Consider the following 12,896-nt stretch of genomic DNA (forward strand, 5'->3'; position numbering starts at 1 on the left):
CTCAGGCGGTCCTGACGGACGCGAGCGGGGCGAGTGCCACGGCTTCGCCGCACGCTGCCGCCGGCCAGAAGTCCCGGCCGCGCCCTACCACCGACAAACCGCGGCCCGGGAAGACCCGGAACGGGGACCCGTGGTGGTGGCCCAGACGGCCTACCAAGAAGCCGACCTCGCGGCCAACGCGCAGACCGACCAAGACGCCGACGGCGACACCCACCGCGAAGCCGACGAAGACGCCTAGCGCGAAGCCGACGGTGACACTTACGAGGACGCCGACCACGACTCCTTCCGAGACCCCGACCACGACCCCTTCCGAGACGCCGACGAAGACGCCGAGCGCGACTCCGACGGTGACGCCCACGAAGACGCCGACCACGACTCCCTCCGGGACCACGACTCCCTCCGGGACCCCGACTACCACTCCCTCCGAGACCCCGACGAAGACGCCGACCACGACTCCCTCCGAGACCCCCACGAAGACGCCGACCACGACTCCCTCCGAGACGCCGACCACGACTCCTTCCGAGATCCCGACGAAGACGCCGAGCGCGACTCCGACGGTGACGCCCACGAAGAAGCCGACGACCGCTCCGCCGCCGAGCGGTGGCTGGCCCGGATCTGGCAACACCGGCGTTCCCGCCGGCACCGCGATGGTCCAGAAGACCGGCTCGATCGTCATCAGGGAAGACGGCAAGGTCATCGACGGTTGGGACCTCACCGGCGACATCACGGTCGAGGCCGACAACGTGACCATCCGCAACACCCGAGTGCGCGGGCAGTCCGACTATTGGGGCATCCTCCAGCGCGAGGGCTTCTCGGGCCTGAAGGTCGAGGACAGCGAGATCTTCGGCAACGGCAAGCAGCGCACCCAGTTCGGCATCCTCAACCAGGGCAAGATGATCACGGTGCGCCGCGTGGACATCCACACGATCTCCAACGGCATCCTCACTGACCAGGGACTGGTCGAGGACTCCTACGTGCACGACCCGAAGTACTATGCCGGAGACCACACCGACATGATCATGTCGACCGGCACCGCCGCCGCCGGCACCGAGCTGATCATCCGGCACAACACGGTGATCAACACGCTCGACCAGACGGGTGCGATCGCGCTCTTCCAGGACTTCGGTGTGACCCGCAACGTCACCGTGGAGGGCAACCTGCTGGCCGGGGGCGGCTGGACGCTCTACGCGGGCGCCGGCAGGAAAGGGCTGTCCTCCAATATCAAGGTGATCGACAACGTCTTCAGCCGCAAGGTATGGCCGAAGGGCGGCTACGCCGGCCCGGTGTCGTACTGGGATTCCCATGGGCCGGGCAACGTCTGGCGAGGCAACACCTGGGAGAGCAGCGGCGCGAGCGTGATGGCCGCGGACTAGCTGCGGATCGCGATGATCGACTTCACCAGCCCGGCCAGCCGTTCGAAGCGGATCTGGGACTTGGGGAAGTAGTGTCGCATCTCGGTCACGCTGAGCAGCTCGACCTCCATGGCGATCATGCGGGCGGCGTCCCGGTCGGAGGTCGGGGTGTGGACAAGAGGCCAGCGGCGCAGGATCGTCGTCCGTGCGGCGAGCGGCAGGAACTGGAACCCCGGGAACAGGAAGTGCGGCTCGACCGGGAAATAGCGGTAGGGCGTCTGCACCCAGTGTCGCTCGGCCATCTCGTGCACGGTGTCGGCGAACTGCTGCCGACGCTGGTGCCCGCCGACATGTTCGATCACGGCGTTGGAGAACACCAGGTCATACTGCGTGCCACGGATCGCGGCCGGTAGATCGCAGGCGTCGGCGACATCGGCTCGCAGCCACGTCGGCAGGTCGGCGGGCGGTTGCTCGAGGTTGACGATCTGTACGTGCGCCGGCCTGACCGGAGCGCGCATCCAGGCTCCGGCCGTGCCGCCGAGGTCGAGGACGTTCATCTGGTCGAGGTCCGGGAACAGGCCGGCGAACCACTGCCACCTTCGCGCCCGCGCCTTGGCCCCCAGCGAGTTCGGAGCATCCACGAAACGGCTGCGCAGAGCATTCAGACGGCTCATAAAGGGGCTCCTCCGGCCAGATAAGTACCCCTATGCTCGCAGAATTCTGCCTGCGCGGCTAAGCGGGTGATTCTTTGTGACATTCTTGCGACGCATACCAATCGACCGTTCGGCGCAACCCCTCGTCCAATTCCGTGACAGGATGCCAGCCGAGCTGGTCCGCGGCAGGCGTGATGTCTCCGACCTGCGTAATATCGTGCGGGCGATCGGGGGCCGTGCCGAATTCCGGCACCGTGCTCGCGCCGGTGATCCGATAAAGCCTCTCCACGATCTCGGAGGCCGGGGTCTTGAGGCCGGTCCCGATATCAAGAGCGTGTCCGACCGCCTTGTCCGATTCGCCTGCCAAGACGAACGCGTCGACGACATCGTCGACGTAGATCCAGTCGGCGAGCTTGGTACCCCTGGTAAGCCGGGGGCGCTGGCCCCGCAGGAGGCAGAGTGTTACGTAAGGCACGAGCTTGGTGGTGTCGGGCTGGGCCGGCCCGTAGACCATGCTGGGACGCAGCACGGTGACGGGCAGATCCCAGAGCCGATGGTAGAGCTGCGCGTAGCCGGTGGCGGCCCACTTGGACATGGCGTAGGCCGACGACGACGGCGCGTGGCCGTTGCCCGGGCGCGGCTCCTCGATGGAGCCGGTCAGGACGGTTTTGACGCCGCATTCACGGGCGGCGGCCAGCACGTTGACCGTGCCGATGACATTGCTCTCCAAGGTGGCACGGACGACGTCGTCACCTCTGGAACCGGTGACTTCGGCGGCGAGGTGGAACAGGACGCTTGGCCGTACCGACTGGAAAAGCCGCATCGTGGCACCTGCGTCGCTCAGGTGGGCCATGTGCCAGATCTCGCCGTGGCGAGCCCGCTGGGGGCGGCGGCTGACCGCGTGCACCTGGACGCCGAGCGCTCGTAATCGCGTCACCAGATGCGAGCCGATGAATCCGGCCGCCCCTGTCACCAGCACCACGGTCTCTGGCCAACGCGACATCGTGGATTGACCTCCGTGGGAGATGGAGCCGCTCGGACCGACGGCTCCATCTAATCATCCACTAGCCGATGCGCCAGGTGTCGCCACCCAGGAGTAGATCGCTCAGGTCGCCGGGCCCCTTCTGCGCCACCGCCTCTTCGAGCTGCTCGGCCATGAGCACGTCGTACGCCGGCCGGTCCACGCTGCGGAAGACGCCGATCGGCACGTGCTCGAACGCCGGCTCGTCCAGCCTGCTCAGTGCGAAGGCCACCGACGGGTCCGGGTTGTGCGCGTCGTGCACGAGGATGCGGTCCTCGCTCGCCGACTCGCGGGGGACGACTTCGAGGTTGCCGTCCTGGCCGCGTACGACGGCCTTGGAGGCGCTCACGATCGGCTGCCCGTGCTCCAGGCGCAGCGTGATGTCGTCGCGGACCTCAGGGTCCTTGAGCTGCTCGAAGGCGTTGTCGTTGAAGATGTTGCAGTTCTGGTAGATCTCCACCAGCGACGTGCCGCGGTGCGCCGTGGCCTCGCGCAGCACCGACTGCAGGTGCTTGCGGTCGGAGTCGAGGGTGCGGGCCACGAAAGACGCCTCGGCGCCGATGGCCAGCGAGATCGGGTTGAACGGCTTGTCCAGCGACCCCATCGGCGTCGACTTGGTGATCTTGCCGACCTCGGAGGTGGGCGAGTACTGGCCCTTGGTCAGACCGTAGATCCTGTTGTTGAACAGCAGGATGTTCAGGTTGACGTTGCGGCGCAGCGCGTGGATCAGGTGGTTGCCGCCGATGGACAGCGCGTCTCCGTCACCGGTGATCACCCACACGCTCAGGTCGGGGCGGGAGGCCGCGAGCCCGGTCGCGATCGCGGGCGCGCGCCCGTGGATCGAGTGGAACCCGTACGTGTTCAGGTAGTACGGGAACCGCGACGAGCACCCGATGCCCGACACGAACACGATGTTCTCGCGCTTGAGCCCCAGCTCCGGCAGGAAGCTCTGCACCGCTGCCAGGATCGCGTAGTCACCGCAGCCGGGGCACCATCGGACCTCCTGATCGGACTTGAAATCCTTCAAGCCTTGCTTGACGTCCGTCTTGGGAACGAGGGACAGGCCCTTTCCGTTCACGAGCTCAGTCACTGTCGATCACGTCCTGGATGACTCCGGCCAGCTCCTCGGCCTTGAACGGGAGCCCGCGCACACGGTTGTAGCTGATCACGTCGACGAGGTAGCGGGCGCGCAGCAGCAGGGCGAGCTGGCCGAGGTTGATCTCGGGCAGCAGCACCTTGTCGTAGCGCTTGAGCACCTCGCCGGTGTTGGCGGGCAGCGGGTTGAGGTGGCGCAGGTGGGCCTGGGCGACCTTGCCGCCGGTCTTCCTGATCCGCCGGATGGCCGCGGCGATCGGCCCGTACGTCGAGCCCCAGCCGACGACCAGCACCTTGGCATCGCCGTCGGCGTCGTCGACCTCCAGGTCGGGCACGTCGATGCCGTCGATCTTGGCGGCCCGGGTGCGGACCATGAGGTCGTGGTTGTCCGGGTCATAGGAGATGTTGCCGGTGCCGTCGGCCTTCTCGATGCCGCCGATCCGGTGCTCCAGACCGGGCGTGCCCGGGATGGCCCACGGGCGGGCGAGGGTGTCGGTGTCCCGCTTGAACGGCAGGAACTCGCCGTCGTCGCCGTTGGGCTCGGTGGTGTAATCCTGTGAAATGTCAGGCAAGTCGGAAACTTCGGGCAGGCGCCACGGCTCCGAGCCGTTGGCCAGGTAGCCGTCCGAGAGCAGCATGACCGGAGTGCGATATTTGACCGCGATCCTGACCGCCTCGATGGCCGCGTCGAAGCAGTCGCTGGGCGACATCGGCGCCACGATCGGCACCGGGGACTCGCCGTTGCGGCCGTACATGGCCATCAGCAGGTCGGTCTGCTCGGTCTTGGTCGGCATGCCGGTGCTCGGCCCGGCCCGCTGCACGTCCACAATGATCAAGGGCAGCTCGGTGGTGACCGCCAGGCCGACCGTCTCGGCCTTCAACGCCACGCCGGGACCCGACGTGGTGGTCACGCCCAGCGCACCGCCGAACGCGGCCCCCAGCGCCGCGCCGACGCCCGCGATCTCGTCCTCCGCCTGGAAGGTGCGGATGCCGAACCGCTTGTGCTTGCTGAGCTCGTGCAGGATGTCGCTGGCCGGGGTGATCGGATAGGAGCCCAGGAACAGCGGCAGCTTGGACTGCACGCTGGCGGCGATCAGGCCGTAGGCGAGAGCCTGGTTTCCGGAAATATTGCGATAGACGCCGGGCGCCAGCCGCGCCGGCTTGACCTCGTACGACACCGAGAACGACTCGGTGGTCTCACCGTAGTTCCAGCCCGCCTGGAAGGCCGCGATGTTGGCCTTGGCGATCTCGGGCTTCTTGGCGAACTTCTGCTCGAGAAACTTGATCGTGTGCTCGGTCGGCCGGTGGTAGAGCCAGCTGAGCAGGCCGAGGGCGAACATGTTCTTCGACCGCTCGGCGTCCTTCTTGGACAGGTCGAAGCCCTCGAGGGCCTTGACGGTGAGCGAGGTCAGCGGCACCGCGTGGATCCGCCACTCGCTGAGCGAATCGTCCTCCAGCGGGTTGGCGGCGTAGCCGACCTTCTGCAGGTTGCGCTTGGTGAACTCGTCCGTGTTCGCGATGATGTCGGAGCCCCGGGGCAGGTCGCCCAGGTTGGCCTTGAGTGCCGCCGGGTTCATGGCCACGAGCACGTTCGGCGCGTCGCCGGGCGTAAGAATGTCGTGATCGGCGAAGTGGAGCTGGAAGCTCGACACGCCGGGCAGGGTGCCTGCGGGTGCGCGGATCTCAGCCGGAAAGTTGGGCAGTGTCGACAGGTCGTTGCCGAACTCTGCGGTGCCCGCCGTGAAGCGGTCGCCGGTGAGCTGCATGCCGTCGCCGGAGTCTCCAGCGAACCTGATGATCACGCGGTCGAGTTGCTGGACCTGCTTTGTCACAGCTCAGTCCTCCTCGACGCGCCAAGGCGCGGTTGCTTTGGGCGCGTTCTCTGTATCCATGCTAGATCCTCGGAAGGTCACGCGTTTGCACGCCGCCGAAAGCGGGTAAACGCGGTCGGGAATTCAGGGTGAGGTCGGAGAACAACGACGACACAGTCCGGACGCGAGCCTGCAGAGGTCTACATGCAGGCGGGCGAACAGGACGGTTCGGGTCACGAGCGCCAACTATACGTCCCCCCAACACGTGCGCTACGTCAGGGGCTGCTTACGGGATGGCTCGCTCCCTGACCTGTACAGGCGTCCGGCCTGCATTCGTGCAGAGCCGTACAACTCAGGAACGGTTACGAAGCTGTATCCCTTCCCGCGCAACCTTTTGAGGATGTCCGGAACCGCGTCAACGGTCTCGCGATCGGTGTCGTGCATACGAATGATCGCACCTGGATGCGCCTTGCGCACGACGGTGTTCGCGATGTCCGCCGCCGTGCCGTCCCGCTGATCCTCGGTGTCGACGTTCCAGGTGACGAGCGAGTACCCCATATCGCGCGCGACGTTGCGCAGGTCCTGGCTCACGGCCCCGTACGGCGGCCGCACCAGCGTCGGCGCCTGCCCGATGGCCGCCGCGACCGCGTCCGCGGTACGCGCGAGGGAGTCGGTGATCTTGCTGGTCGGCTGCTTCGACAGGTCCCGGTGCGCCCAGCTGTGGTTCCCGATCAGGTGACCGTCCGCGCTCATCCTGCGCAGCAGCTCGGGCTGCGCGACGGCGCCGTTGCCGACCGCGAAGAACGTGGCCCGCGCCCGGCCCTCCACCAGGAGGTCCAGCAGCCGTCCTGTGCGCGGCCCCGGCCCGTCGTCGAACGTCAGCGCGACGCACTTGACCTTGGCGCAGTCCACGGTCCCCGCCTTGTTGCTGACGGCGGCGGGATTGTTCCTGGGCAACGGGGCGCCTTCGTCGTCGGAGACGTAGCCGGTGGCCACCGCCTCCCGGGCGCTCGCCTGAGCCCGCCGCCCCAGGCCGGACAGCAGCGGCGCCACCTGCCCCGCCGGGACGGCCACGGCCAGCCGCCCCAGCGAGCACGTCCCGATCTGGCAGTCGTCGAACTCGACCACCAGGTCCCCGTTCCGGTTGAACGCCATCGAGTCGAACTGGTCACCGCCGCCCGTCACCGCGTCCCGTTCGACCTGCGACCCGCGCTCCGTGAGCTGCTCCCTGACCAGCGCCGCGAGCGCGTCCAGCGCGCTCTGGCCGGCCAGCAGCCCGGTGGACCCGACCGCCTGGTTCTCGCCCGGATCGAACCAGTACGTCCGCGTGGAGTTGTCCCACCTCGTCCCCAGGAACTCGCCGGTGCGCAGCCGTACCGCGACCGCCTTGGGGGAGGCGGCGGCCAGTTGCCAGTTCACGTTCAGCTCGGGACGCGGGTACGCGACGCTGCCCTTGGTTCGCTCGCGGAAGTCGCGCAGCTGCCGCTGGGCCCGCGCGCGCAGCGCCTTGTTGAGCGCGGGGGCGTCGGCCAGCTCGGGGTAGGCGATGTGCACGTATCGGCTGCTGGAGGAGTCCCGGCCGGTCAGCGTCCTGGTGGACAGGCCGGTGACGGCCGCCGGATCGGCAAAGTCGATCAACGTCGGCTCTGCCGGGACAATGATGTCCCGCTCGGGAGAGGAGGCGGCCAGGCCGCATCCTCCGGCCGAGAGGGCCAGCAGAGCGATTCCGGAAAAGAATCGCAATTTGTGCATGGGTGTCAGGGTATGTTGCCGATCTTTCTGTTTACCCCGATTTGGGGTGATCGGGTGCGAGGCTTTGACCGACCCTCGGTTTGCGACTCGCTCCCTGCTGTTCCGGGCGGTCGCTGGGTCCGTCCCCTGGGTTGTCGCTGGGTTACTGGGTTACGATCACGTCATGGACGGCTATTTCGGGTCGTACGTGCTGGTCGCCGCGTTGCTCGCCATCGGCGTCGCCATCGTGGCCGGGGCCCTCATGGCCAACCGCCTCCTCCGCCCGACCCGTCCCACGCCAGAAAAGCTGACCACGTACGAGTGCGGGGTCGACCCGGTGGGCGAGGGGTGGGCGCAGTCGCAGGTCCGCTACTACGTCTTCACGTACCTGTACGTCGTGTTCGCGGTGGACGCCGTCTTCCTGTTCCCCTGGGCCACCGTCTTCGACGCGCCCGGCTACGGGGTGACGACGCTGGTGGAGATGTTCGTGTTCCTGGGCTTCATCGCCCTGGGCATCGTGTACGCGTGGCGAAAGCGCGTGCTCACCTGGACCTAGATCGGGACGCTTCTTTGCCTGGCCGGCGATCCGCGCAACAATGGTCAGTATGGCAGCAACGGATCTCCCGATGCCCACGGTGGGGCCGATCTCCCGATTGGCACCCAAGCCGATGCGGTTCGTGCTCAACTGGGGCCGCCGCTATTCGCTGTGGGTGTTCAACTTCGGGCTGGCCTGCTGCGCGATCGAGTTCATCGCGACGTCGATGAGCAGGCACGACTTCATCCGGTTCGGCGTGATCCCGTTCGCGAACGGCCCGCGGCAGGCCGACCTCATGATCGTCTCGGGCACGGTCACCGACAAGATGGCCCCGGCCGTGAAGCGGCTCTACGAGCAGATGCCCGACCCGAAATACGTGATCTCGTTCGGCGCCTGCTCCAACACCGGCGGCCCCTACTGGGACTCCTACTGCGTGACCAACGGCGTGGACCAGATCATCCCTGTGGACATCTACGTGCCCGGCTGCCCGCCCAGACCCGAGGCTCTCCTCTACGGCATCATGAAGCTCCAGGAGAAGATCGCCGCGGAGAAGCTCAGCGACCGCTACGTGTGGTCCCGCTCGCACGCGGACCAGGCATGAACGCCGGGATCTCGGAGCGTTTCGGCGACCGCGCCCAGATCTCCGAGTCGTACGGCGACACCACGGTCGACGTCGCCCCCGCCGACTGGATCGAGCTGCTGACGTTCGTCCGCGACGACCTCGGCTACGCGTTCTTCGACTGGCTGACGGGGGTCGACGACCCGCCCGAAGCCTTCCAGGTCGTGGTCCACGTCTACAACCAGGCCGCCGGCGAGCGCCTGCTGCTGCGCACCCGGGTGCCGCGCGCCGACCCGCACCTGCCCACCGCCGTCGGCGTCTACCGGGGTGCGAACTGGCACGAGCGCGAGACGTACGAGATGTTCGGCGTGATCTTCGACGGTCATCCCTACCTGGTGCCGCTGCTGCTGCCCGACGGCTTCGAAGGCCACCCGCTGCGCAAGGACTTCATCCTGGCCGCCCGCGTGGCCAAGGCGTGGCCCGGCGCCAAGGAGCCCGGCGAATCCGGGCACGGCGCCCCGAGCCGCCGCAAGACACTGCCACCCGGAGTCCCGGCCGACTGGGGCACACCCGATGCCTGACCTGCCGCGCCGCGGCCGCCCGATTCGCGCGGCGGCCCCGGACCGTGACGTGAGCCCGATCCTCGTAGTGGCGCAGAGCGACTGGGAGCCGCCCGATGCTTGACGTGGTGCTGAGCTTCGCCGTCATCCTCATCGTGTTCCTGGTGTTCCCCCTGATCGTCGGGCAGACCGAGCACAAGGTCATGGCCCACATGCAGTCGCGGCTCGGCCCCATGTACGCGGGCGGCTTCCACGGCTGGGCGCAGCTCATCGCCGACGGGGTGAAGTTCGCGCAGAAGGAGGACGTCATCCCGGCCGCGGCAGACCGCCGCATCTTCATGATCGCTCCCGGCGTGGCGCTCGTCCCGTACCTGGTCGTGCTGATCGCCATCCCCATCGACCGCGGCCGGGTGGCCGTGGACCTCGACCTCGGCCTCTTCTTCGTGCTCGCCGTCATGGGCATCGGCGTACTGGGGTCGATCATGGCCGGGTGGGCCTCGGCCAACAAGTACTCGGTGCTCGGGGGCATGCGGTCGGCCGCCCAGCTCATGTCGTACGAGCTGCCGCTGGTGCTGGCGGCCTCCTCGGTGGCGATGGCCGCGGGCACGCTGTCGATCCCGGGGATCGTGGAGGCGTGGCAGTGGTGGTGGCTGCCGTGGCAGGCGATCGGCGGCGTGGTCTTCTTCCTGGCCGGCCTGGCGGAGCTGCGCCGGCCTCCGTTCGACATGCCGATCGCCGAGTCCGAGATCATCATGGGCCCGATGACGGAGTACACCGGCATGCGTTTCGCCCTGTTCATGCTCGCCGAGTACGCCGGGATCGTGGTGCTGTCCTTCCTGACCACCGTCCTGTTCCTGGGCGGCTGGCACGGGCCGTTCCTGCCCGGCTGGCTGTGGACGCTGGTCAAGGTCTTCGTGCTGGCGTTCGTGGTGATCTGGCTCCGTGTCACCTATCCGCGGCTGCGCGAGGACCAGCTCCAGAAACTCGCCTGGGCCGGCCTCGTGCCCCTCGCCCTCGTTCAGCTGGCCCTCACCGGAGTCGTCAAGGTCCTCATCTGAGCACCGCGCCGCCTTTTGTGGAAACTTTACGTTCGCCTTATTCGTCATATCTGAACGGGGGCCTCTGGGGGTATGACGAATGTACGAACTTCTTCCAGTAGCGGGCGCGACAAAGGGCAGTCGATGCCCCACAACCATGCTGACCACCGACGGTCCGGCCCTGGCGGTCACCGACAAGGCCTCAGGCCATTCGGTACGCCTGACACCGGAACGCCTCTACCACTACCGCTATGACCTGAAGAAAGGCGACGAGCCCCATTCCGTACAGGGCTTGGCCGCGCTGGACGCCGACGGCCTGGTCCTGCTCGACCTGCCGGGCGACTGGCACCCGCCCCACCTGGAGAGGTTCGCGCAAAGAGCCGGAATCCCGCTGGTGGACGCCCGCGACCAGCCCTCTGGACAGGTACGGACGGTCCTCGCCGGCCGCGCCCCGGGCTGGCAACGCATACGCGGCCTCTCCCGCCCGTTCCTCACCAAATGGCGCAGAACAGTGGCCATTTGCGCGGGCGTGGTCGGAATGGGTGTCATGGCCTACCTGGCCTCCCTGGGGATGTGGGCCGCATGGCGCGGCGTCGCCTCGATCGGCCGGATAATCCTCGACATTGTCGAGGCCAAATGGCTGGTCGTGGCCTTCAGTCCCGCGTTGCTGGTCATACGGCCCGTCATAGCCCGCATTCACCGCTGGCGCGTCAGGCAGGGCTCGATCCTGGGCCCGCCCAGCGGCCCGTACCTGGTCGGCAAACATTCCGGCAAGCTCCAGATCATCCAGGGCAACGAGGTCGTCGCCAACCTCCGCCTGGGTGAAGTCCCCGGTCGCGTCTTCAGCCTGTTCCTCTACCGGTACGACGATCTGACCGGTCTCTTCATCCTCGACCGAACCGGCCGGGCTCTCCACCACCTCCCCGGCCCCTGGCCTCCGGACGACGTGGACCGCTTCGCCAAACGCCACGGTCTGTTCCTGGCGGCGCACCGGGTGTCGCGAGAGGAGTACCTCGCCCTGGTCAGGAACACCAAGGAAGCCATCCCCTGACGCCAGTCTCTCCATCACACGGACGGCACCAGGTGTGCCGAGGTGCCGGTGCGTGTGTCAGTTGATGATCGCCAGCATCGCATCGGATGCCGACGGCCGTTCGTCAGGACGCTTGTTGAGACAAGCCCCCACAATCCCACGTAACGCAGGCGGCAATGGCGATAAGTCCGGGTGAAACGTGAGCACCCGGTTGAAGACGGCAGGCACCGTGTCCTCCCCGAACGCCGGCCGCCCGGTAGCCGCGAACATGATCGTCACAGCCCAGCTGAACACATCGGAAGCAGGCCCTACGGCCTCCCCGGTCAGCTGCTCAGGTGACATGTAGGGCGGTGTCCCCATCATCTTCCCGGACGTCACGGTCATCTGGTCGAGTGCCCGAGCGATCCCAAAGTCGATCACCCGCGGCCCGTCGTGCCCGATCAGCACATTGCTCGGCTTGAAATCGCGATGAACGATCCCCGCCTTGTGGATGGCCGCCAGCGCCCCGGCTGTGGATAACGCCAGCCGCGTCAGGCTGTCCGCGTCGCGCGGCCCGTACTTCCGCACGAGCTGCTCCAGCGAAGGCCCCTCCACGTACTCGCTGACGATGTAGGGGTGTTGCCCGGTGATGTTCACGTCCAGCACCCGGGCTGTGGAAAACGTCGCCACCCGCCGAGCCGCGTCCACCTCCCGGGCGAACCTCGCCCGCGCCGTCTCGTCGACCAGATCGTGCAGCACCTTCACCGCCACCTGCACCCCGTTGGGCGCGGCGGCCAGGTAAACCGACCCCTGCCCGCCGCGCCCGAGCGACTTGAGCACCCGATAGTGCCCGATCCACTCGGGCTCCCCGGGGCGCCGCTGAAAGGTGGGCGCGGTGGTCCGCTGATGCAGATCCACGTGGTGTTGCCGGTGCGCGGGCGCTCTGAGCCGCGCCCGCACCATCACGGGCACCAGGACCCCCGAATGGATGACGCCGCCGAGCCAGCTGACCAGGAGCCCCACGGTCACCAGCCCACCCAGCGGCTCCGGGAATTCGTCGACGTTGTCGTACGCGACCGCCGCCATCACGAAGGAGCCGATGCAGACCAGATAGACGGAGGCGGCAACGACCTGGAAGACGCTGCGCAGCCAGAAAGCCGCGAACCCGATGGTGAACGGGGTCGCCAGACCGCAGGTGAACAGGGGCAGGCAGGCCCACACGACGCCGGCCGCCCACGCCCCGCCGCTGGGGCGGACCGGATGGCTGTGCTGCATGGCCGAGAGACTATCGCCCAGCCGTGGTTCATACCGGGCATGTGGTCAGCTTGTGGATAACCACCGGCTAACCTGTGGATGGCTGTGGAAAAACTGGGGACAATGCGCTGGCTCATTCACCTGCGGGACTAAGTGCGCAATGATGTTGAACATGGCGAAGATACCGGGAGTCGGACTGGCGAAGGGGCTGTCCATCACTCTTCGCCACATGCTGCGGAAATCCGTCACGCAGCAGTATCCCGAGGCCCAGCTCCTGTC

14 protein-coding genes are annotated in these 12,896 nt (G+C 67.4%); 6 read left to right on the forward strand and 8 right to left on the reverse strand.

The window, feature by feature from the left end; all coding sequences use genetic code 11:
- Position 1 precedes the first annotated feature (1 nt).
- Positions 2-676, reverse strand: a complete 675-nt coding sequence (locus EJK15_RS71455; RefSeq protein WP_171074923.1) for a hypothetical protein — start codon at positions 674-676, stop codon at positions 2-4.
- On the opposite strand from EJK15_RS71455, the gene EJK15_RS46055 reads away from it, so the two are divergent.
- Positions 648-1,373: a right-handed parallel beta-helix repeat-containing protein gene (locus EJK15_RS46055; protein WP_138716790.1), complete on the forward strand. Its 726-nt coding sequence runs from the start codon at positions 648-650 to the stop codon at positions 1,371-1,373. The genes EJK15_RS71455 and EJK15_RS46055 overlap by 29 nt on opposite strands.
- Here the strand turns inward: EJK15_RS46055 and EJK15_RS46060 are convergent.
- From EJK15_RS46060 to EJK15_RS46080, 6 genes are all read right to left on the reverse strand, one after another.
- Positions 1,370-2,026, reverse strand: a complete 657-nt coding sequence (locus tag EJK15_RS46060; protein WP_138716791.1) for a class I SAM-dependent methyltransferase — start codon at positions 2,024-2,026, stop codon at positions 1,370-1,372. The two genes, EJK15_RS46055 and EJK15_RS46060, sit on opposite strands and share 4 nt — an antisense overlap.
- A gap of 58 nt (positions 2,027-2,084) precedes the next feature.
- Positions 2,085-2,987 (reverse strand): NAD-dependent epimerase/dehydratase family protein, encoded by a 903-nt coding sequence (locus tag EJK15_RS46065; protein ID WP_171074924.1) that lies wholly within the window; start codon positions 2,985-2,987, stop codon positions 2,085-2,087.
- Positions 2,988-3,069: 82 nt separating this feature from the next.
- Complete coding sequence (locus tag EJK15_RS46070; protein WP_138716793.1) at positions 3,070-4,116, reverse strand: 2-oxoacid:ferredoxin oxidoreductase subunit beta; 1,047 nt, start codon at positions 4,114-4,116, stop codon at positions 3,070-3,072.
- Complete coding sequence (locus tag EJK15_RS46075; protein WP_138716794.1) at positions 4,109-5,953, reverse strand: 2-oxoacid:acceptor oxidoreductase subunit alpha; 1,845 nt, start codon at positions 5,951-5,953, stop codon at positions 4,109-4,111. The genes EJK15_RS46070 and EJK15_RS46075 overlap by 8 nt, the downstream gene beginning before the upstream one ends.
- Positions 5,954-6,076: 123 nt before the next feature.
- Positions 6,077-6,169 carry a putative leader peptide gene (locus tag EJK15_RS77950; RefSeq protein ID WP_367804195.1) on the reverse strand — a complete coding sequence of 31 codons (93 nt, stop codon included), beginning with the start codon at positions 6,167-6,169 and terminating at the stop codon, positions 6,077-6,079.
- A gap of 33 nt (positions 6,170-6,202) precedes the next feature.
- Complete coding sequence (locus EJK15_RS46080) at positions 6,203-7,684, reverse strand: polysaccharide deacetylase family protein (RefSeq protein ID WP_138716795.1); 1,482 nt, start codon at positions 7,682-7,684, stop codon at positions 6,203-6,205.
- Positions 7,685-7,847: 163 nt separating this feature from the next.
- On the opposite strand from EJK15_RS46080, the gene EJK15_RS46085 reads away from it, so the two are divergent.
- From EJK15_RS46085 to EJK15_RS46105, 5 genes are all read left to right on the forward strand, one after another.
- Entirely contained in the window at positions 7,848-8,219 is a 372-nt protein-coding gene (locus EJK15_RS46085) for an NADH-quinone oxidoreductase subunit A (RefSeq protein ID WP_138716796.1), read from the forward strand.
- A gap of 49 nt (positions 8,220-8,268) precedes the next feature.
- Positions 8,269-8,799 carry an NADH-quinone oxidoreductase subunit B gene (locus tag EJK15_RS46090; RefSeq protein WP_138716797.1) on the forward strand — a complete coding sequence of 177 codons (531 nt, stop codon included), beginning with the start codon at positions 8,269-8,271 and terminating at the stop codon, positions 8,797-8,799.
- Positions 8,796-9,338 (forward strand): NADH-quinone oxidoreductase subunit C, encoded by a 543-nt coding sequence (locus tag EJK15_RS46095; RefSeq protein WP_138716798.1) that lies wholly within the window; start codon positions 8,796-8,798, stop codon positions 9,336-9,338. Before EJK15_RS46090 ends, EJK15_RS46095 begins: the two co-directional genes overlap by 4 nt.
- A gap of 95 nt (positions 9,339-9,433) precedes the next feature.
- Entirely contained in the window at positions 9,434-10,375 is a 942-nt protein-coding gene (gene nuoH / locus EJK15_RS46100) for an NADH-quinone oxidoreductase subunit NuoH (RefSeq protein WP_138716799.1), read from the forward strand.
- A 136-nt stretch (positions 10,376-10,511) separates the two neighbouring features.
- Entirely contained in the window at positions 10,512-11,405 is an 894-nt protein-coding gene (locus EJK15_RS46105; RefSeq protein WP_138716800.1) for a hypothetical protein, read from the forward strand.
- A gap of 57 nt (positions 11,406-11,462) precedes the next feature.
- On the opposite strand, the gene EJK15_RS46110 is transcribed toward EJK15_RS46105, so the two are convergent.
- Positions 11,463-12,638 carry a serine/threonine-protein kinase gene (locus tag EJK15_RS46110; protein ID WP_138716801.1) on the reverse strand — a complete coding sequence of 392 codons (1,176 nt, stop codon included), beginning with the start codon at positions 12,636-12,638 and terminating at the stop codon, positions 11,463-11,465.
- Positions 12,639-12,896 lie beyond the last annotated feature (258 nt).

This window comes from Nonomuraea basaltis, from assembly GCF_005893125.1.
In the GTDB taxonomy this organism is placed as follows: domain Bacteria; phylum Actinomycetota; class Actinomycetes; order Streptosporangiales; family Streptosporangiaceae; genus Nonomuraea; species Nonomuraea basaltis.